General features: G+C 32.9%; 19 protein-coding genes and 1 other RNA gene. 5 read left to right on the top strand and 15 right to left on the bottom strand.

The annotated features are described in order from the left end of the window. From AC3ASS_RS00535 to AC3ASS_RS00525, 3 genes are all read right to left on the bottom strand, one after another. Window positions 1-3,621, bottom strand: a complete 3,621-nt coding sequence (locus AC3ASS_RS00535) for a dynamin family protein (protein WP_488281539.1) — start codon at window positions 3,619-3,621, stop codon at window positions 1-3. Window positions 3,622-3,809: 188 nt separating this feature from the next. Continuing rightward, complete coding sequence (locus AC3ASS_RS00530; protein ID WP_488281538.1) at window positions 3,810-4,373, bottom strand: isoprenylcysteine carboxyl methyltransferase family protein; 564 nt, start codon at window positions 4,371-4,373, stop codon at window positions 3,810-3,812. Next, window positions 4,373-5,461, bottom strand: coding sequence for a type III polyketide synthase (locus tag AC3ASS_RS00525; protein ID WP_488281537.1), 1,089 nt, complete (start codon window positions 5,459-5,461; stop codon window positions 4,373-4,375). Before AC3ASS_RS00525 ends, AC3ASS_RS00530 begins: the two co-directional genes overlap by 1 nt. A gap of 150 nt (window positions 5,462-5,611) precedes the next feature. Here AC3ASS_RS00525 and AC3ASS_RS00520 point away from each other — a divergent pair, with 150 nt between their 5' ends. Beyond that, window positions 5,612-6,061: a chemotaxis protein CheX gene (locus AC3ASS_RS00520; protein ID WP_488281536.1), complete on the top strand. Its 450-nt coding sequence runs from the start codon at window positions 5,612-5,614 to the stop codon at window positions 6,059-6,061. A 292-nt stretch (window positions 6,062-6,353) separates the two neighbouring features. Here the strand turns inward: AC3ASS_RS00520 and AC3ASS_RS00515 are convergent, their stop codons facing one another. Next, complete coding sequence (locus tag AC3ASS_RS00515) at window positions 6,354-6,923, bottom strand: xanthine phosphoribosyltransferase (protein WP_488281535.1); 570 nt, start codon at window positions 6,921-6,923, stop codon at window positions 6,354-6,356. Between the two features lie 108 nt (window positions 6,924-7,031). Beyond that, window positions 7,032-7,163: a hypothetical protein gene (locus AC3ASS_RS00510; protein WP_488281534.1), complete on the bottom strand. Its 132-nt coding sequence runs from the start codon at window positions 7,161-7,163 to the stop codon at window positions 7,032-7,034. 193 nt (window positions 7,164-7,356) lie between these two features. On the opposite strand from AC3ASS_RS00510, the gene AC3ASS_RS00505 reads away from it, so the two are divergent. The 4 genes from AC3ASS_RS00505 to AC3ASS_RS00490 all read left to right on the top strand — a co-directional run bounded on the left by AC3ASS_RS00505 (window position 7,357) and on the right by AC3ASS_RS00490 (window position 11,663). After that, window positions 7,357-8,589 (top strand): EAL and HDOD domain-containing protein, encoded by a 1,233-nt coding sequence (locus AC3ASS_RS00505; protein ID WP_488281533.1) that lies wholly within the window; start codon window positions 7,357-7,359, stop codon window positions 8,587-8,589. A 775-nt stretch (window positions 8,590-9,364) separates the two neighbouring features. Continuing rightward, window positions 9,365-9,511 (top strand): cytochrome c oxidase subunit 2A, encoded by a 147-nt coding sequence (locus AC3ASS_RS00500; protein ID WP_488281532.1) that lies wholly within the window; start codon window positions 9,365-9,367, stop codon window positions 9,509-9,511. A 21-nt stretch (window positions 9,512-9,532) separates the two neighbouring features. Next, window positions 9,533-10,009, top strand: a complete 477-nt coding sequence (locus AC3ASS_RS00495; RefSeq protein ID WP_488281531.1) for a cytochrome c oxidase subunit II — start codon at window positions 9,533-9,535, stop codon at window positions 10,007-10,009. A 1-nt stretch (window position 10,010) separates the two neighbouring features. Then, the gene (locus AC3ASS_RS00490) at window positions 10,011-11,663 is read left to right on the top strand and encodes a b(o/a)3-type cytochrome-c oxidase subunit 1 (protein WP_488281530.1); all 1,653 of its coding nucleotides are present in this window, start codon (window positions 10,011-10,013) and stop codon (window positions 11,661-11,663) included. A gap of 140 nt (window positions 11,664-11,803) precedes the next feature. Here the strand turns inward: AC3ASS_RS00490 and AC3ASS_RS00485 are convergent, their stop codons facing one another. From AC3ASS_RS00485 to AC3ASS_RS00440, 10 genes are all read right to left on the bottom strand, one after another. Continuing rightward, window positions 11,804-12,709 carry a DMT family transporter gene (locus AC3ASS_RS00485; RefSeq protein WP_488281529.1) on the bottom strand — a complete coding sequence of 302 codons (906 nt, stop codon included), beginning with the start codon at window positions 12,707-12,709 and terminating at the stop codon, window positions 11,804-11,806. Between the two features lie 43 nt (window positions 12,710-12,752). After that, window positions 12,753-14,273 carry a carboxypeptidase M32 gene (locus tag AC3ASS_RS00480; RefSeq protein ID WP_488281528.1) on the bottom strand — a complete coding sequence of 507 codons (1,521 nt, stop codon included), beginning with the start codon at window positions 14,271-14,273 and terminating at the stop codon, window positions 12,753-12,755. A gap of 266 nt (window positions 14,274-14,539) precedes the next feature. Next, entirely contained in the window at window positions 14,540-14,716 is a 177-nt protein-coding gene (locus tag AC3ASS_RS00475; protein WP_488281527.1) for a hypothetical protein, read from the bottom strand. A gap of 57 nt (window positions 14,717-14,773) precedes the next feature. Next, window positions 14,774-15,916 (bottom strand): THUMP domain-containing class I SAM-dependent RNA methyltransferase, encoded by a 1,143-nt coding sequence (locus AC3ASS_RS00470; protein ID WP_488281526.1) that lies wholly within the window; start codon window positions 15,914-15,916, stop codon window positions 14,774-14,776. A gap of 399 nt (window positions 15,917-16,315) precedes the next feature. Next, an RNA gene (rnpB, locus tag AC3ASS_RS00465) (RNase P RNA component class B) lies at window positions 16,316-16,710 on the bottom strand. A gap of 63 nt (window positions 16,711-16,773) precedes the next feature. Beyond that, window positions 16,774-17,070: a cell division regulator GpsB gene (gpsB, locus tag AC3ASS_RS00460; RefSeq protein ID WP_488281525.1), complete on the bottom strand. Its 297-nt coding sequence runs from the start codon at window positions 17,068-17,070 to the stop codon at window positions 16,774-16,776. Window positions 17,071-17,151: 81 nt separating this feature from the next. After that, window positions 17,152-17,697 carry an SLOG family protein gene (locus AC3ASS_RS00455; RefSeq protein WP_488281573.1) on the bottom strand — a complete coding sequence of 182 codons (546 nt, stop codon included), beginning with the start codon at window positions 17,695-17,697 and terminating at the stop codon, window positions 17,152-17,154. 100 nt (window positions 17,698-17,797) lie between these two features. After that, window positions 17,798-18,040 (bottom strand): CotD family spore coat protein, encoded by a 243-nt coding sequence (locus tag AC3ASS_RS00450; RefSeq protein ID WP_488281524.1) that lies wholly within the window; start codon window positions 18,038-18,040, stop codon window positions 17,798-17,800. A 283-nt stretch (window positions 18,041-18,323) separates the two neighbouring features. Beyond that, entirely contained in the window at window positions 18,324-19,577 is a 1,254-nt protein-coding gene (locus AC3ASS_RS00445; RefSeq protein ID WP_488281523.1) for a ribonuclease H-like domain-containing protein, read from the bottom strand. 18 nt (window positions 19,578-19,595) lie between these two features. After that, window positions 19,596-21,866 carry a DEAD/DEAH box helicase gene (locus tag AC3ASS_RS00440; RefSeq protein WP_488281522.1) on the bottom strand — a complete coding sequence of 757 codons (2,271 nt, stop codon included), beginning with the start codon at window positions 21,864-21,866 and terminating at the stop codon, window positions 19,596-19,598. Window positions 21,867-22,005: the final 139 nt, after the last annotated feature.

Genomic DNA, 22,005 nt, shown 5'->3' with positions numbered 1-22,005 from the left:
CTAAATGGATTGTTGCTTAAGAGTTTCATAAATTTTTTCTAATTCATCTATTTGAAGCATCTGATTTAATGCTAAAAGAGATCTTTCATAAAAGTCTTCCACTTCATTTAACAATTGGTGAGTAATATGTTCAAAATGAGACTGTAAATTTTGCTCAAATGAAAGAATGAGTAATTTCTTTTGTGATTGAATATATTCGGTTACAGGTTCATTCAGTTGTTTTTCCAACTCTTCTTTCATCAATGTCTTCTCATCAGCTTCAAAAAAAGATTTGGCATTTCGATATAGCGACATAGCCTTTTTGAAACGAGCAATATCAAGATAATCCCATAATTCATTAAACTCAGGTGTTTGGATGTTCGGCAATTCAATCATAGAAAAAGAGAGTTGAGGGTTAATTTTCTCTAGTTGATCCGTCAGTATATCTCTCCATTCAAATAATCGTTTATTCATAAAGGTTTCCACTCGAAGCGTTGTTGCACGCATTTCTTGAGCTAAATCGAAACTTAATGATTGAATAAGCTCTTTTAATGCCTCCATCAATACTTCTTTCATTTCATTTCTCGAACCTTTTAAAATAGAAGGATTAAACGATTCTTTAAAGAAATCTTGGAATCGATAAAAAACTCGCTGTTTGATATAAAAAGTAAGTTCTTCTATTTCTTGGTTCAATTGATTTTGAATAGTATGGGAAGTTGATTGACCTATGATTTCAAGAGCTTGATCTTTTTCTTCGGAAATAGCTTTAATTCGACGTTGTTTTGAATCTTCATCCATTTTCGCTTCTTCTAACATAGTTTGAAGTCTATTTAACGCCCGATAAAATTCCTCTTTCGCTTTTTCGACTGAAATATGGAGTAAATCGTTTCGAATAAATCGATGGAAAGCATTTTCAAAAGCATCTATTTGAGATCCTAATCTTTCATTCGTTTCTTTTTCTTTTATAGCTAGTAAACTTGAAACTGGAAATAAATTAGCATTTCGAATCCCATATTGAAGCAATTGCTCACGCACATAGGATAATACACCTTGTAGTTCTTCTTCTGAATTTGCTAGATCGATAGCATTAACTATGAAGAACATTTTATCTAATTCAAAAATATCTTTTACCCTACCTAATTGAATGAGAAATTCACGGTCCGCTTTTGAAAAAGCATGATTATAATACGTTACATATAAAATCGCATCAGAATGTTTTATATATTCAAATGCAACTCCAGTATGACGTGCATTGATTGAATCTGCCCCAGGAGTGTCAACTAATGTAATTCCCATTTGAGTAAGTGGACAATCATAATAAAGCTCAATCCATTCAACAAAGCAAGATTTTTCTTCTTTCGCAACAAATTGTTGAAATTCATCCAATCCAGCAATGATTGTTTCATTCAAGTGATTTTCAACATTTGGATATCCAGACAAAAACGCTTTTAAAAAAGAGAAATACGCTTTATTTTTTTGATTCACTTGTTTTGTGTCTAAAACTTGCTGAATTTTTTCAAAACTATCTTGAAAATTTGAACTTTGAACATCAAATTTACTTAAAGCATCGTTAATATCAGCAAAAATCATTTCCCGACTTTTTAATTTAATCCGAGCTGTTCCATGCTTAAATTCGCTTGTTGGCGGTAAAATTTTATTAATTGAAGCTGTCGTCGGATTTGGTGAAACAGGTAGAACGTACTGTCCCATTAACGCGTTGGCAAATGATGATTTTCCAGCACTAAATGCACCAAAAAGCGCTACCGTAAATGATCTCTGTTCTAGTCTATCTGTTTTCTCTTTCAGTTGTTGAACGATTTGCTTAAATGTAGGTATTGTACTTAAATGTTTAACTGCTTCTTTTAATGTAGAGATTACTTGTTCTTCATCAATGTCATAAACTTTTTCATTTTGTAATTCAATATTTTCATATTGTTCAGTCTGCTCGACTTTTGGTTTGTCAAAATCTATTGATGAAAAAGAACTTTCAATGATTGTTATATCTTTTTGTTGTTTCCATTCTTTGAATAAACGATGAATCTCCTCATCTTGAATATTAATTTTCCCTAGATTTAACGAAAGAAGAATCTCTTCTTTATAGGTTTGAATGTTTTCTTTTTCAGATAGTAAAAGTTTCATTTCCTCTTTGAGTTCATTTGCTAGAAAATATTGTTGATCTATTTTTTCGAATTTTTCATTCGAAAGATGAAGAAATTCATTCATCATCCTTTGGAATAAATCATTAGCTTTATTTCTAGCCAATTTCTTAATAACATCAGCTAAATCATTCGTATAGTTTAATACATAATCTCCGTTTACTTGTGCACCTTTTTTTACTAATGAAAGAAGGTCTTTTTCATTCAATTCAATTGTAAAATATTCAATCTCTTTCGTAATTGGATGTTGAAGTTGCAAGCTTCTATAAATAGTTAAAAGTAATTCTTTTATGTGCCAATGGATTTGTGAGTCTAATTTTTCCTTTAAATCGTTTAATAAATTAGAAAACCTTTCCCGTTTCACTTCTTCGGTTTTCTTTTTCGCAAAAAACATCCCTACTTTAAAATTTGGTTGAGTGGACTCTAAAAACAACCTAGCTAATTCTCTCGTTTGAAATGGCATTAAGTAGGCATTTTTTAAAATTGCTTGTAATTCTTCATTAAAATACTGTTCTAACTCTTTTTGTTTCCTCTGATACTGCTCTCTTTCATGAATATAGGAATCTATGTCATCAACACCATTTTCCATTATACGATTTTCAAGAAGTGATTTCTTTTCTTCCCACTGTTCATACTTCCATTGAATATGTTCTTCGATAAGCATTTGTAAGGAAGATTCAAAAGATGTCTCTACATTTAACTTAGCCATTCTTTCTTCTAAATATTTTACAAAATTATCATATTCATTTTGCGGATGATCATCCTTTTTTAAGCTTGTATAAAAAATACGGTCAGGTCTAACTCCCCAAGAAGCAAATGAATCAATGACTGATTGTTTAAATTGGTTAAAAGATAATTCTTTTTCGTTATGTTTATCTATTTGATTGATTACTAATATAAGACGCTTTTTTTGATCAACCATTTCTTTTGTAAATAAAAAATTTTGTTCAGATTGAACATGATTGTAGTCCATCACATACACAACAAGATCGGCTAAGTAAAGAGCTGACTCTGTTGCCAATTTATGAGCTTCATCGGTCGAGTCAATTCCTGGAGTATCCATGACAACTGTTTGTTTTGGAAGAGTAGAATTAGAACTTGAAATTTCCAATGAATGAATTTTTTCTCCATCTTTACTGTAATTTTTAATTTCATGAATGTTATATGGAGCCAAATATTTTAATGCCTTACCATCGTGGAAATTCACTTTGGCGTATGATTCTTTTCCTTTAAAAACTTTTACTAAGTTTGCACTTGTTGGAATTGGACTTGATGGAAGAACATCTTCTCCAACTATTTTATTGATCATACTTGATTTTCCGGCTGAAAAGTGACCGCAAAAAGCAATCACTTTCTCTTCGTTATTGAATTTATTTGCGAGTTGTTTTATTTTCTCGCAACGTATGGAATCACCTTCATGTTGAAATTTTTTATATAAATATATTGCTTGCTTTGCATAGTCTTTTGTTAATACGTGCTGAACCATTTCTATCCCCTTACGTTTTTTTTAGTTTTATTGTAAACGATTTCTCTATTTTTTCCTATCTTTATTGAATTTTCATCAAGAACTAAAAGAATGTGAACGCTTAGTCGCTGCTAGATTTGGTCCAATGTAATTGTATATGTTCCTATACAATAAAAAAAGAGGGAATTCCCTCTGTAATTAATTCTATTTTATTTTCTATTCCATTTTGGGAAAAATCTCATTTGAGTAGAAAAATGCTGTCCATATTCCATCCATCGGTTTAAACCTTGTTCTTCAAGTGGAATTCTAATCATCATAAGAATCATATTCATGAGTGAAAAAACAATCATGGTAGCATACGCTTCAAATAGGCATGGAATGACGATTAATTCCAAGGCAACGATTAAATAATTGGGATGTTTCATATAGCGGTATGGCCCTTTTTTAATAGGTTTCTCATTAGGAAGAATAATAACTTTTGTATTCCAGTGGATTCCCAATGAGTATATAGTCCATATTCTTCCAATTTGTAAAAGAAGAAATATACTAAACCATAATGGCCAAAAATTAGATAGTGAATAAGAAGAGATAACAACTTCTGTTAATAGTGAAAGGAAAAACATGACATGTAATCCAACAATCCATTTATAATGATCTCCACCTATTTCAAAAGCTCCCTTTTGTAAAAGAAGTTTTTCATTTCTCTTTGCAAACAATAACTCTCCTATTCGTTGCATCATTAACCATATGTACATGGTGTAAAAAAAGTACATTATGGATCCCACCTAACGAGTAAAAGTTCGGATGAAAATCCCGGACCTAGTGCACAAGCTAATCCAATCGTACCTTGCTCTCTTTTTGTTCTCATAAAATTTTGTAATACGTAAATAACAGTGGCTGAAGACATATTCCCATAGTTTTTTAATATTTCCCTTGATGGTTGAATGGCTTGTTCCTCAATCTCCAACGCCTCAACAAAGGCATCTAATACTTTTTTTCCGCCTGGATGAGCAATCCAACAGTCCACTTGGTCGATAGAGAGATGATGTTTTTTTAAAAACTTAACAACTTGGTCTTTAAAATGTCTTTTTACAAGAGAAGGAATGTCTTTAGAAAAAATAACAAATAATCCTTCTTCTTTTACCTCCCACCCCATGACATCAAGAGAATGAGGCAATAATGTTGAAAATGAATCTACGATAGTAGGATAATTTATATCTTTTCTTTTAGGTACGAGCGCTTGATCCCCACATATTAATGTGCATGCGGCACCGTCGGCAAATAAAGATGCCCCAATTAAATTACTTTTCGATTGATCATTTTTTTGAAACGTTAAACTACATAATTCAACTGTTAAGACGATAACTTTTGCTTTTGGATAAGCAAGGCAATAATCAAATGCTCTTGCTAAACCACTTACCCCACCTGCACACCCTAATCCCCATATTGGTATTCTTTTTGTATGTGGAGAAAAAGGTAATTCATTCATAATTCGAGCATCGATACTTGGTGTGGATAAACCTGTTGTACTAATAAAAAATATAGCATCAATTTCATCATACTTTACTGTCGATATTAAAAATTCTTTATTACTTAAGCATTTTATTATTGCTTCCACACTTAATTTAGTTGCCCACTCAATAAACTCATGATTCTTTTCTCGAAAAGAATGATCATTCTCATACCAGTTTAATTCTTTCACAAAATAACGTGATTCAATTTGTCCAGACTGAAAAATTTTTAATAAACGCTCAATATCCTTAAAGGAATGCTGAAATAAATGTTTAACAAAAGGTTTCACCTGTTTTTGAAAAACTTTATTCGGGGGGGTTATACAAGAAACAGATACGATTTGTGGCAATGGAATCCCCCTTTCTTTCATAATTATTACATAATATTTCCACGTCTAAATGAATTATTCGAAATTTATCTAAATTAATATCGAAAAGTGCATGATATTGTTGTATTATGTCAATATATTCTGAAAATAAATACGTCGCGGAGGACGACAATGAATATCAATGAAAAAATTACACGTTTACTGAACAGTTCCATACTTTCGGTACAAAAAGTACTTCCTTTTCCATTACAAATAATGAAACTAGAGCCAATAACACAACCTTATTTTCAACATTCGATTGGTGTTTTAATTGGTTTAACGGGAGAAATATCTGGGAGACTTTTAATCGAAGGGAACTCATCGATTTTTCAACAAATTGGAGAGAAAATGTATGGGTTTCCACTTGAAGGAGATATATTGGAGTCATTTGCAGGAGAAATAGGAAATATGATTAGCGGAAATTTGGCTACTCTACTATCAAAGGATTTAACGATCGATATAACACCTCCAACGATTTTTGTTGGAGAAACAAAGATATACGGATTCCATCGAGCGTTTTGCATTCCAATTCAATGTCAAAATTTTGGTGAACTGCAACTTATATTTATGTTATCAAAATAATAAACCACTAATCTTTTGTGGAATAATTAAAAGGCTGTTAATGATTTTTTTACAGCCTTTTCTCATTTTTCTTTACTTTTTTGATGTTGTACATCAATAATGATAGGGATTAAATGTACATTTCCGCAACGTATACACTCACCTTTTTGTTGGTGAATAGTACAACAATGATCACAATAATACTTCATATAAATCACTCACCTAATTCATTTTCCATCGAATTCTTTGAAAAAGCGGAACAAATACAACTCTTCTTTTAATATATGAAAAATGATTAGGTGTGTTACAATTTTTATTCATCAAATATGATTCTTCCATTTTCTAAAGACTTTATCATAGCTAGCGACTCAACATGAATTCCTTTTTCTCTTAACTGTTTGCCTCCAGGTTGAAATGTCTTTTCAATAACAATCCCTATTCCTTCTATGAATCCTCCTGATTGTTGCACGATATCAATTAATGCTTGTGCAGCTTGACCGTTTGCTAGAAAATCATCAATAAGTAACCAATGTTCATTCTTATTCATCAAAGATTTTGAAACAATTAAAGTATTCGTTTCTTGTTTTGTATATGAAAATACTGTTGATTGATAAACATTGTTCATAGTTAAAGACTTTCTTTTCCTAGCAAAAACAACAGGAACATTTAATGCCCATCCAGTCATTAATGCGGGAGCAATACCAGAAGATTCAATCGTTAATATCTTTGTAATAGGCTTTGAAGAAAATCGATATGCAAATTCTCTTCCAATTTCCATCATTAATTGAGGATCTATTTGATGATTTAAAAACCGATCTACTTTTAATACTGAATCATTTAATACAATTCCATCCTTAATGATGCGGTCTTTTAATAGTTTCAATGTAATCCCTCTTTCAAAAAAATGCTATCATTGTCCACATTCCTTTAAGATAAGACAATCATAGCATTTTTTTCCCGATTGTTCATTAGATTTAACGACCTAAAGTATTTATAAAGAATTGATGGCAAATGTTAGTACAGCCCCGATTAATGCTCCAATGAGCGGGATAGACAAATACATGAATTTTTTTCGCATCTCTCTTTTTTTTGCCATCTCTTCTGGCGTTAACCAATGACTCATATGATCCCCCTTGTATTCATAATTTTCCATTTTAAAATTGATACTTCTATTCCTTCATTATAATGAAATAGCTTCATCTCACCATCAGTCATTTGGACTAAATTTCAACAAATATTTACAAAATAAAATTTTCTGTAAATATATTGAAAAATATAGTAAAATTTGAGGAAAGAACACGTATTTTGGGGGAAATATGAAAGTATTTGTAGCTAGACAACCAATTTTGGATAGAGAACAAAAAATTATTGCATATGAACTATTATATCGGAAAGATTCGCTTTTCAATGAGTACGATCATACAAATGGTGACCAAGCCACAGCTGATGTGATTATTAATACTTTTTTTAATATAGGACCATGTGATGCATTTGATAATCGAAAATGTTTTATAAATTTTACAGAAAATCTTTTAAAACTTGGAATCGCTTCTTACTTTCCAAGCGATCAAATCGTGATTGAAATACTAGAAAATGTAGAACCAACAGATGATGTGATTGAAATCATTAAAGAATTAAAAAGAAAGGGATACACTATTGTTTTAGATGACGTTATATACAATCAACCATTCATTACATCACGTTTTTTCCCCTATATAGATATTGTTAAAGTTGATTTTCAATCCACCACAGAAGAAATAAGAAATAAAATTATTCGCGAATGCAAGCAGTGGGATATAAAAATTTTGGCAGAAAAAATTGAAACATTGGATGAATATAAAATAGCTTTTAATGAAGGATTTCATTACTTTCAAGGATATTATTTTAGTAAACCAAAGATCTTGTCATCTTACGATATTCCAGAAAATTTCCAATCGTGCCATTTAATTTTGTCTGAATTAAAAAATCCGAATCCAAATGTTTCAAAGATTGCTAAAATTATTGAAACAGATGTATCTCTATCTTATAAATTATTGAAAATGGTTAATTCTCCCCTATATGGGACCAGTCATAAAATAAAATCTATTCAACAGGCCATCATGTTGCTTGGTTTTAATGAAATGGAAAAGTGGATTTTTGTATTAACCATTCGTGATTTAAAACATCAAAGTCACATTCATCAGGATTTAATGCAAATGTCATTAATTCGAGCTAAATTTTGTGAATTATATGCATCTAAGTTTGGTAATGAACAAAATAAATCTAGTTATTTTATTACTGGTTTATTTTCTTTGATTGATACACTTTTACATAGAAAAATGGATGACATTTTAAAAGAATTACCTTTAGAAGAAGACATCAAGGATGCACTATTAAATGGAAAGAATGAGTATTCTATTCCGTTAAATATAATTAAACATATGGAAAGAGCAGACTGGGATAAGATTTCTTGCGATTTAGAAAACCCATATAAATGGGAGGAAGAATTATCTTCTATTTATGTAGATGCAATTCAATGGACCAACCAATATTTTCAAACCGTTTCTTAAAAGATCTCAAATGGAGATCTTTTTTTACTGCCTTCTGATAATAAAATGGCTTTAGTTAACAGTGGCTTGTGAACGATCCTCTCCTTCCCCTACGATAAGTCAACAACCGCTCGTCCCTCGCCGTGTTTCCTTTATCTCAGTCCAGGAGCGTCTCCCCGTTCATACGGCGTTCTATAATGTGCCTTCGCTTTTCTATGTCCAGCTCCGGCACGAACGCCTAGTGAACGATGACCTCTCTCCCCTACGATAAGTCAACATCAGCTCGTCCCTCGCCGTGTTTCCTTTATCTCAGTGCGAGAGCCCCTCCCGTTCATACGGCGTTCTATAATGTGCCTTCGCTTTTCGTATTGTCTAGCTCGGCTCGCAGTGGCTTGTGAACGATCCTCTCCTTCCCCTACGATAAGTCAACAACCGCTCGTCCCTCGCCGTGTTTCCTTTATCTCAGTCCAGGAGCGTCTCCCGTTCATTCGCCACTTATCGCTCGCCTTCACTTTTCTATGTCCAGCTCCGGCACGAACGCCTAGTGAACGATGACCTCTCTCCCCTACGATAAGTCAACAACCGCTCGTCCCTCGCCGTGTTTCCTTTATCTCAGTGCGAGAGCCCTCCCGTTCATACGGCGTTCTATAATGTGCCTTCGCTTTTCGTATTATTCACTAATCTTTCACATTTAGGGTTGTGAAATGTGATTTTTGTCACAGAATGTGGGGGTGAGTGTTCATATTATTAAACTATACAAGGTAATGATCAATTTGGCGGAAGGAGAGTGTGAAAAATGAGCTCTTTACCTGAAAAAAAACGTAACATTCAGAAAGAAGATCATTCATCCTTAAAAGGAACATTAACGTCAGTTTTCATTTTAGGCGGATTCATTCTTATTACTTGGTTAAGCGTTTACTTTTTATTTAATTCAAGGTTCTAAAAAGCAAAGGGGGGAAACAAAATGCATATGCATAAATTTGAAAAAATTTGGTTAATTTTTGGAATTAGTTCATTACTATTTTTCTTATCAATCGTAGGTGTAAGTGCCTTTTATTTAGGGAATCAACCACCTAGCTGTTTAACAACCATTGATCCAGAAAAGGTAGATGAAACAGCTCCTTTCGACAAACCTGGACTAAATAAAGTGGAAGGAAAAGATTGGGATTATGAGTTAGTTTATGTGGCTCAAGCATTTTCTTACAACCCATTAGAAGTGGAAATCCCCGTTGGAGCAAAAGTGAAAGTTATTGCTACAACAAAAGATGTTATACACGGATTTGGTGTTGCTGGTACAAACATTAACATGATGCTAGAACCTGGTTATGTAAGTGAATATGTAACAACTTTTGATAAAGTTGGAGAGTTTTTAATTGTATGTAATGAATATTGTGGAACAGGCCATCACTTCATGGTGTCAAAAATTAAGGTGGTAGAGTGATATGGAATTAATGGTAAATGAAAAAGTCAACCGTAAAGATGCAAAATTAGCAATGGCATATATTTTTGTCGCTTTTACAGCACTTGCCTTAGGTGGTTTAGCAGGTTTACTTCAAACATTAGTACGTTCAGGACGTTTTGAGCTTCCTGCAGGGATCGGATATTATCAAATTCTAACCGTACATGGAGTTTTACTTGGACTTGTTTTGACAACGTTCTTTATCATGGGTTTTCAATTTGCTGTTATAAGTAAAACATCTGGAGCACTCACAAATGGTGCAAGAAGAACCGGTTGGATTGGATTTTGGACAATGACAATCGGTACAGCAATGGCAGCTGTTATGATTTTATTAAATGAAGCTACAGTCTTATATACTTTCTATGCACCTCTCCAAGCTCATGCCATTTATTATATTGGATTAACGCTAGTTGTTGTAGGTAGTTGGATTAGTGGAGCAGCAATGGTTCATGCCTATGTCCGTTGGCGTAAACTAAATCCAAAAAAACCTGGACCATTATTAACATTTATGGTAATCATCAATATCGCCTTATGGGTCATAGCTACACTAGGTGTTGCAGCAACTGTTTTATTCCAATTACTACCATGGTCTTTAGGTTTAGTTGATACAGTGAACGTTGCTTTAAGCCGTACATTATTCTGGTATTTTGGTCATCCACTCGTTTATTTCTGGTTACTACCTGCTTATATGTGCTGGTACGCTATTATTCCTAAAATTATTGGTGGAAAAATTTTCTCAGATTCTCTTGCAAGACTATCATTTATTCTGTTCCTTCTTTTCTCTATCCCTGTCGGATTCCACCACCAACTAGTGGAACCTGGTATTGATCCAGCATGGAAGTTTATACAAGTAGTACTTACATTTTTAGTAGTCATACCATCATTAATGACTGCGTTCTCCTTATTTGCTACGTTCGAATCATATGGACGTTCCAAAGGAGCAAAAGGTTTATTTGGCTGGATAAAAGTTTTACCATGGAAAGATGCTAGATTTGTTGTACCTTTTATTGGTATGCTAGCTTTCATTCCAGGAGGAGCAGGCGGTATTGTAAATGCTTCTCACCAATTAAACCAACTTGTTCATAATACCATTTGGGTTACAGGACATTTCCATTTAACAGTCGCAACTGCTGTCGTTTTAACTTTCTTCGGAATTTCATATTGGCTAATCCCTCACTTAACAGGACGTGTATTAACGCCTGCAATGAATAAATTAGGGATTATTCAAGGAATTGTTTGGGCAGTTGGTATGTTATTTATGTCAGGATCCATGCATCTACAAGGTTTAACAGGTGCACCTAGACGTTCAGCATTTTCTACTTATGGTGATGCTCAACAAGCATTAGATTGGATACCATATCAAATTGCTCAAGCTGTTGGGGGCTCAATTCTTTTCTTAGGAATTATCTTATTCATCATTATCTTTATCAACCTAGCATTCTTTGCTCCAAAAGGTCAACAAGAGTTTCCTGTTGGAGAAGTTGCTGATAGCGCAGATAAACCACCACTTATTTTCGAAAATTGGAAACTTTGGCTTGGTATTACATTTGTTTTAATATTATTTGCATATACAATTCCTATCATGGATTTAATTGAAAATGCTCCTCCTGGATCAAAAGGATTTAAATTCTGGTAATTTATACAAAATATAAAGGCACTCATAATAAATATAATGAGTGCCTTTAATGTTTCTTGTTTGAACCCATCTAATTATCAGCATATATTATCTCAATATTTTTATATCAAATGGTTAAACTATCTTTCTACCATAATCTTTCATGATAAACTTATATCATTTTTTTTATCCATCTTTCGTTCGTAATTGACAAATAATACTGAAATTATAATGAGCAATGCTCCGATGATTTGAAAAGAGGATAAAACTTCACTATAAACAAATACCCCTAATAAAAATGCTGCTATAGGTTCAACAGTCGCCAACATGGAGGCGGTACTCCCCTCCACATATTTAAGCCCCGTAGTATATAACATGTATGCCCCAACAGTTGGAAATAATCCTAGTCCTAATGAATAAAGGAAAACTTCTGTATGAAAAAAAGAATCAATTTTTTCCCATAGTTGTGTAAAAGGAATTAGAAATGCTGATGCCATGATAAACGTATACAAAGTGATCGAAAACGGAGAATAATGTTTTAATGCAATTTTGCTAAATATGGTATATAGCGCATACCCTAATCCTGAACCTAAGCCAACAATCAAACCAAATATCGTTATTTGACTATTCGAAATATCTGTAATTCCTGACACAAAAGCACATCCAATTATTGTACCAATGATCGCTAATATTTTTTTCCGATTCATAGATTCGTGAAGGAAAAAATAAGATAAAACTGCTACAAACATTGGCGCTGTATATAGTAAAATAACTGCAATAGAGATAGACATTTCTTCAATGGCTGTAAAATAACACCAATTAAAAAACGTGATACTAAAAATTCCTGTACCAATAAATAATGGTAAGTGTTTTACTTGAACATTCACTTCATTTCTATATTTGACCAAGACTAAAATGATTAAAAAGATAAGTGCACTTAATGCCCGAATAGCGGTAATTTCCATAGAGTTAAATCCGTATTTTGTTAATCCTTTTACAAAAAAAGCAATTAATCCCCAAAACGTTGCACCTAAAACAATACTTCCATACGCTATCCATTTATTCATTCTTTATCACCTGTAAAAAAAGGATGACCGTAGCCATCCAATTTTATGATAATTGATAAACTTTGCTGAATTTTTCATTTAAATATTGTAATAAATATTTTGCATTCAAGCCCTCACCTGTCGCATCTTTTAAAATTTCTAATGGCTTTTTCATTTTTCCGTATTGATGGACATGCTTTGTCAACCAGTTTTTAATTGGTTCGATATTTCCTTCTTCTAATAATTCATCAAAATTTGGTATATCTTTTAACATCGCATATTTAAACTGAGCCGCATACATATACCCTAAAGCATATGAAGGAAAATATCCGAAACTTCCACCAGACCAATGAACATCTTGTAAAACTCCATTCGCATCATTGTCTGGACGAATCCCTAAATATTCTTCATATTTAGCATTCCAAATTTCTGGTAGGTCTTTTACTTCAATTTCATCATTAAATAAAGCTTTTTCAATTTCATATCGAATAATGATATGTAACGGATATGTAAGTTCATCAGCTTCTATACGAATCAAAGATGGTTTACTTTCATTGATAGCTTGATAAAACTGTTCTAACGAAATATTATCAAATTGACCAGGATTATAAGATTTTAAAAGATCATAATTTTTCTTCCAGAAAGATAAGCTTCTACCTACAAAGTTTTCAAAAAATAGCGATTGTGACTCATGAATCCCCATTGATGCTCCATCTGCTAAGGTGGTACCAACTAAATCTTTAGAAATATTTTGTTCATAAAGTGCGTGTCCACCTTCATGAATGGTTCCAAAGATAGCTATTCGAAAATCTTCTTCGTTATATTTCGTTGTCACACGAACGTCTCCTGGATTTAAGGCAATTTCAAATGGGTGAACGGTTTCATCCAGTCTTCCAGCATCAAAATCGTACCCCATTTGTTTTAATATTTCTATACTAAAATCTTTTTGTTTTTCTTTTGGAAAATGTTTTAACAAGAAAGAAATATCAGGCTTATTTGGAGATTGTTCGATTTTCTTTAATAACTCTACAATTCCATTTCTTACTTCTGAGAACACTTGGTCTAATATTTCAACAGTCATTCCTGGTTCATACAAATCTAATAGACGGTTATACTTATTTCCTTCATAACCCCAATATTCGATAAATTTCTTCGTCTTATCAACTAATTTTTCTAAATAAGGTCGAAACATTTCGAAGTTATTCTCTTCTTTAGCTTGTTCCCAAACATTTTCCGCTTGAGATTGGAGTACGACAAATTCTTTAAATTCATCAGCAGGAATTTTTTTATTTAATTCATAGTCTTTCTTACTTTCTAGTAAAGATTTTTTTGTAATTTCTGAAATTTGAGCTTCTGCTTCTGGAGTTAATAATTTTTCAATGTATTTTCCCATTTCATCAGAGGTTGACATATTAAAAACTTCTGATGATAAAAGTCCAATGACTTCAGATCGTTGTTGTACTCCTTTTTTCGGTGCACCTGTTCTTAAATCCCAATACATTAAACTGATTGCTTCAGAATAGGCTTTCATCTTTTGAACAAATTGCAAATATTCTTTTTCTAATTTCTTAATTTCTTCTGACATCCATACCACTCCAATTAAAATAAAATATATTAATATATTACCATATATTTTTTATAATAGTAGGAAAAGTAAATAAATTTTCCATTTGAGGTGTATGAGATGAAAGAATATATAGGAAAATGCGAACAATGTGGAACGGATATATATTGTTTCGGTGGTTTTTTTACTGGAATCATCGTTGATCAGAAGTTATTTTGTATAAGTTGTTATCAAAAATTGAAAGACAAATAAAAAAGTGCGCATATAACGCACTGATTATATATTAATTAATGGCAATTTCTTATAGGTTGAGACAGATTAAAAACAAGTGCTTGTTGATAATTCTTTTCAGCTTCTTTTAATTGTTCCAATCCGATATGAGAGTGATTGTCATCTTCCATCATTTTCATTGTATTCCTGATAGCTTTCGAAATACTAAATAGTTGCTGATACACCTGATTCATTTCCATCCCCCTATAGTTATTCTTATATATTAGATAATATATACAATTTTCACTATTTTATTCATTTTTTACTATAGGAGGTTTTGGTCCCCAATATTGATAATAGTCTGTACGAATAAATCCGTTAAATAATTTTCTTTTTTTCGTTGCCTTCTTTCCATATAACTCTTCAAATTTTGGATGGGATGTAATGATATAAATGGACCATGTATCTAGTATAGAAAATGTCTTTCCCATTTCCCGATACATTTGTTCGACTTTTTCTTTTTCACCTAGTCGTTCCCCGTATGGTGGGTTTCCGACAATCACTCCATACTGGTCTGTCGTTCTAAAATCAGTTACTTGCATTTGTTTAAAATTTATAACGCCAGAAAGACCTGCCTCCATTGCATTTTTATTTGCAATTTTGATCATTTTATGATCAATATCAAATCCATAAATGGATAATTCCCGGTCATATTTAGCTAAGTCTTCTGCTTCTATTCTAACTTCTTCCCATACTATATTTGGCATCCATTCCCATAATTCGCTAATAAACTCTCGGTTAAAACCAGGGGCAATATTTTGACCGATTAAAGCAGCTTCAATTGGAATCGTTCCAGAACCACAGAAAGGATCAACAAATGGCCGTTCATAAGTCCAATTTGTTAATAATATCAGTGCAGCTGCTAATGTTTCTTTTAACGGTGCTTCTCCTTGTTCAATCCGATATCCACGCTTATGTAATCCATGGCCACTTGTGTCAATTAATAATTGGGCTTTGTCTTTCAATATAGAGACCTCAACCGGCACTTTTGGACCGTTTTCTTCTAACCAAGAATAATGGTGATAGGCTTGTTTTATCCGCTCAACAATCGCTTTTTTTACGATTGTCTGACAATCAGGAACGCTGAATAATTTAGACTTAACCGATTTTCCTGTTACATATATTTCACTTGTTACATCCATGAATTTTTCCCACGGAAGAGCCTTAGTCCCTTCAAATAATTCATCAAATGTAGTGGCAGGGAATTCACCAATTAGTAATTTAATCCGATCGGCACATCTAAGCCATAAATTACTTTTGGCAATTGCCCGTTCGTCCCCTTCATAAATAACTCTCCCATTTTCTACGATACAATCAAATCCTAAATTTCTAACTTCTTTGGCAACTATTGCTTCAATTCCCATCGGGCATGTTGCAACAATTTTATATTTCATGTAGGTTCAAACCACCTTTATCTTTAATCTAATCATAACAATGAAAAATTTGCTTTTCCGTTTCATGTTAGTGTGTCTATTTGCAAATTCAATTTTGAAAATTGCTTTCGAAGTTTGTCCGCTCAATTTGACTTTATTTGCAACTTAATAATAAAAATCCATCTCCATGCTCAACATGAAATAAACTCTTACAATTTGCAAGATATTATAATCAATACCTATTCACCCTCGTACACTCAACTTACAAATATAACAAAGCAAGTCAAAATTGAGCCTTATTTTTTGGCAAGCTCGTTACTAGTATGTACCTTTCTTATGATATAAAATGTTAAGTAAAATGAAAAGCTCTCCTAATTTGGAGAGCTTTTCATTTTATATTGAACGATTCCATTAATAACGTTCTGTAAGCCATGTTCTGTACCGGGTACTGCAAGCGATCTAAAAATCTCGTACGCCGGCGGTAATCATCTATCTACAAGTGATAAAATCACTTGTCTTTCTCCTCGTTCATTTCCTCAGAGAAAGTGCCCCTACCATCATTTGGGTTTCTCGCTCGTGGGGTTTACCGCGTTCCACCCTTGCAATTTCTTGCAAGGCTCCGTCACTGTGGCACTTTTATAGGTAATCACACCATATCCTAATGGACTTAGGTGTTTTCCCAGCCGTCAGCCGAGCTATAAAGCCCAACTGCCCTAGCTTATGGTTTCGCTAGGCACGAACACTACGGGCGTCTCAGCCCGTGCGAGCATGGACTTTCCTCTACAACGATTACGTTGCAGCGATTACCCGAACGTTATTAATGATTGCTAATCTATTATAGTAGAGGATACTTATAAATTCAATGGTAATATTTTCTATTATTCATATAATTTATTTCCAAATACATGCTTTTCTAAATTGCTGAGCCTTTTTAAAATGTCAAAGTTTGTTGTGCCAACCGGTTGCACATTTTGTCTTTTTGTTTCTTCTAATTGCTTTTTCAATCGTGTATTCTCTAATTTTAATTCTTCAATTTGAGATTGAAAAGCTTCATAGTCTTTAATAATCAAATCAAGAAATTGATCGACTTCTTCTTGTTTATATCCACGCATACTTGTTTTAAATTCTTTTTCTAATATGTCTTTCGCAGTTAATTTCACTTTATTTGAAAGCATGTTTTCCACCTCTATTTTCCCCATTCTTATAATATTTTTTCAAAATTAAATACGTTTGTCAATTTTATCTTCTTATGACGACTAATTCCATTCTGTTTCTTCATGAATTAGTTGTAAATCATAAAACGAAATTTGTTGGATTATATAATTTCTTTTTTCTTGTTCCTTTTTCGCTTGTTGCAACATAAATTTTTGAGTTCCTTCTTTTTCTTCATCGTAAACGATTAGTAAACCATCCGTTTTTTGAATGATAAATTCATTTTTCAATCGAAACTGGGCAGGTGATTCATAAGGTCTATTTGTTATTGTATTTACATAATCAGCATGGATTAAAATTTCTTCAAAGAAATGTTTATTTCCTTCATTCCAATTTTTTTCTTGTTCTATAAACGGAAGTAAAACGGCTAGTTTCAAATAGTCAAATGTTTCTTTTAAATCAAAGACTACTTCCGCTGCCCATAATTCAACCCCTAATTGACCGCTTATGACAACCCATTCCAAACCCTCTTCTACGAAGGATCGGATGTTTCGTTCGATCGATTTTTTAATTATTGAAATAGCTGGATGTGATGGTTGAAATATACCTAACTCATGGCTTTTATAACCAGTGATTGCTAATGTATGTATCAATAGATGAACCCCTTTTCACCATATTCAAAGCTTGAACATAATATACCATTCATGGATAAAACTTTAAAGAAAAAAATAAGGACCAATTTAATGGTCCTTATCGTTGATATGGAAATGGTACTGGTCCTTCACAGCAAAAATGTTGATGACAAACTTCATTAACTACTGAATGAGTGTGAGGGAAGTAATGAAGATGTTGATACATCGTTTCATTAATTGTTGTCGTATGAGATGGATGAATATGTGGAACGATATTCGTGCATTGATTATTTTGAACAAATTGTTGAGTCGGATACACAATTGGCGGTAATACATTAGGTGGGAATACGTTAACAGGCATCCTCAAAATCTCCTTTCGTTTATTTCATTGTACACTAATAACCTATGTTGAATTAGGTATACCTGTACTAATGAAAGTACCTATTTTTCGGATACCTATCAAAAAATAATAAATAAATGGTCTTTAAACAAAGTAAATACGAACATTGTTAACCCTATTAAAAGAAAAAAAAGAACAAGTAACATTTTATACATTGATGCACACCTCTACTAGTTGTCATAACTAATATTTTATTGTATCTTTTTTCTCTACATCAATAGGAATTTATTGGACTTTATAAATGTTAGTGCGTTCGTTTCGTTTGTAATCGCTCCATTCGTTTTAGAAGAGCTGATTCAAGGTTTTCCCATTTTTTATCCTGACCTTTCTTTTCCGATAAATAATGAATGGCTTTCAATACTATTTCATAAGCATTGTTGAAATCTTTCTTTTTATGTTCTAAAATTTTCGCCGCTTCTACATGAGCTTCGATTTTTTCTATTCCTTCAAGTTGATGATGAATATCCAACCAAATCGATAGTGCTTGATCATAGTTTTTATTTTTTTTATATTGAAAAGCTAATTGATGAAATCCTTTCCATTTATCGTATCCTAGTGCATGCTGAACAGCATTTTCGTATACTTCAATGGCATAATGATGTTCTTTTACGGACGAAAACCATTTGCCAACGGCCAATTGCTCTCGTGGAGTCATTTGACTATCATTTTGTAACAGTTTATAGGTTAAATGAATGTAAAGGGTGATTAATGATAATAAATCATCTTCATTATGTTTTAACACTTTAAACATTCCTTCAGGATCTTTCCGCTCGAGAAAATCAAAGTAGATCAATGGAGCTAAGTGTCCAGGTAAATCATTTTCCCGTTTAATTCCGAGAATATTTCTTTCAATATTCGAAAGCTTTAAAGACTCCAATTCACCTTTCCACATTCTCCTTGACGCATGATATAAGTCAAAGTGTCCAAATGAAGGAAGTTTTGGAACTTGCTCACGAACGAGTGTATGCCTTGTTTTTACTTGTGGCCAATCAAAAGATTTTCCGTTAAATGTTACTAACGTTTCGTAATTAACATCATTTAAAAAGCTATCATATAAAGCTACTTCTCCAGAAGGATTTGGTAAAATATATTGCTTTACAACAATTTCATCATTAGTAAAAAACGCTGTCCCTAATATAAATATTGTATTCCCCGCTCCTCTACTTAATCCCGTTGTTTCCGTATCAAAAAAGAAAAGATCATTGGCGCTATATCCTTTCGCAGATAAAGGATGGTCAACCTTGCTTTCGTTCCATAAAGAGATCGCATGAAAAAATTGATGATAAAAATATGGACCTCTTTTGAAATGTAGCGAGATTTTCTTTTCCTTAATCAAACAATAACCATCTTCACAAAAATAAGGATACGCACCTTCTTCTCTCCATCTTTCGAAAAATGGAATAGTTACATCATGTTCCATTGGCTTAGGCTGAACGTTTTCTTTTGTCTCGTGTTTTAAATAAGATTGAAAACGTGAAAGCTTCGTTTTTAACGACATTTTCATACCCCTTCTTGATTACGTATGAATAAATGATTCCAATAAAAAAATAGCGTCAATTTTACTTGTTTCTGAATGAGTTTCGGTTCCAATACACGATGGACATCCTTTTTCACATTGACAACGCTCTATAAGAGATTTTGCCTCAAGTAGAATCCTTTCAATATTTTCATATATTTTAGAACTCAAACCGATTCCACCAGGATAACGATCATAGAAGAAAATCGTTGGTTTCTCTAATTGGGATGATTTCACTTGTGGGACAACGTGAACATCTTGAGGGTCACACATAGCAAATATCGGCACAATATTTTTTAATGCATGTGTTGCCCCAAGTAATCCTTCTTCAAGACGCACTTCAGACAGATTAATTTCATGTTTATGTAAAGAAATCCATGTAGCACTTGTATGCAATTCCATTTCCGGTAAATGAATAGGACCTGATCCAATATTTTCATGCGTTTCAAATTTTATTTTTTTAAAGATCGTTGCCATCGCTTGAACGGTAACATCTCCAAAAGATATAGTAGATGTTGATGATTCTTTTCGTTGATCTTCCTCTAATATTTTTATTTGGACAGCCAAATTTGCATCCGTATAATAATCAACGTTCACTTCACGTACAAATGCCTTTTTCTCATCCCAATCTAATTTTTCCACTTGATATTGTACTCCCTGATGTAAATAGATCGCTTCTTCGTGTAATAATGTCAATGCACTAAAAAGGTCCATTTCTCCAATCACTTTCGCTTTCGCAATATCCGATTGGTCGATGATTACGACATTTTCTTGTGAAGCAGAGCGTAAACTTATATTATGTGCAGGAAAAGAATCATTCATCCAAAACCACTTGTTACCATTACGAATAAGTACTTTTTCAGAAACTAAATAGTCTAAAATATCTTCTACCTCTATGTTTCCAAATCTTTCTCCTTCTTTAAATGGAAGTTCATAGGCAGCGCATTTCACATGGTCTACTAAAATAATAATATTATCAGGATTAATCCTAGCTGTTTCAGGAGATTGCTTAAAAAAATATTCTGGATGTTGAATCACATATTGATCTAAGGGGCTTGAACTTGCAACAAGAATAATTAAAGATTCATGTTGTCTTCTACCAGCACGCCCTGCTTGTTGCCAAGCACTTGCGATAGTACCGGGATACCCGGTCATTATACAGGCTTGAAGTTGTCCTATATCGACACCTAGTTCCAATGCATTTGTACTAACAACACCGTAAATATCACCATTACGTAATCCCTTTTCAATTTCTCTTCTCTCTGTTGGCAAGTACCCTCCCCTATAACCACGAATCGACTTCTTTCCTAACTGATCGATTAAAAGTTCTTGTAAATACGTCAGTAAAATTTCAACTCTTACTCTACTTCGAGCAAAAACGATAGTTTGAATTTTATTTTTTAATAATTCTCCTGCCAAGTTTCTAACTTCTAATGAGGCACTTCGACGAATGTTTAATGGTTTATTCACAATTGGTGGATTATAAAATACGAAATGTTTTTTACCGCTTGGCGCCCCATTTTGATCTATTAATACCATCTCTTGACCAGTTAATTGCTCTGCCAATTCTTTAGGATTTGCGATCGTTGCAGAAGTACAAATAAAGATTGGATGACTTCCATAGAAGCGACAGATTCTCATTAACCTGCGTATAACATTCGCTGTATGGCTACCAAAGACTCCACGATACGTATGAAGTTCATCAATAATAACATATTTTAAATTTTCAAATAAAGAAACCCATTTTGTATGATGTGGTAAAATACCTGAATGCAACATATCTGGATTCGTAATGACGATATGGCCAGCTTTTCTCACCTTTTGGCGAATCGCTGGAGATGTGTCTCCATCATATGTATAACTGTTAATGTTTACATTCAATGATTCTATCATTTCATTCAATTCACTTTTTTGATCATTACTTAAAGCTTTCGTTGGAAACAAGTATAAAGCTCGCGTCGATGGGTTTTCCAAAATCGATTGTAAAACCGGTAAATTATAACATAATGTTTTCCCTGAAGCCGTCGGTGTCACAGCAGTAAAACTATTATGATTCATAGCTGTTTCAAATGATAAAGCTTGATGGGAATATAATTGTGTAATTCCTTTTTTAATAAGGGCGGATTTTAATCGATCATCCATAGAATGAGGAAACGGAGCATAAACAGCTTCTTTTTCTTCGATCGTTTCCCAATGAACAATATTATCTTTATATGGAGCTTCATTTTTTAGAAAATTTATAATATCAGTTATCGATTTTTTCTTAAACATGTTAATCCTCTCCTCCTTCCATTTTATCGAATGAACGTTCGTGTGAAAAGGAATTTATCCGCCGAAAAAAGATAGATGTTAGTAATCCATCACTGTTTAACGAATATGTTCATAATATACAGATAGGAAAAACGGGAGG

Source organism: Bacillus sp. JST-5 (genome assembly GCF_057747715.1).
Note: the sequence above shows the minus strand (reverse complement) of the source record. Positions and strands in the feature narration are given on the sequence as shown.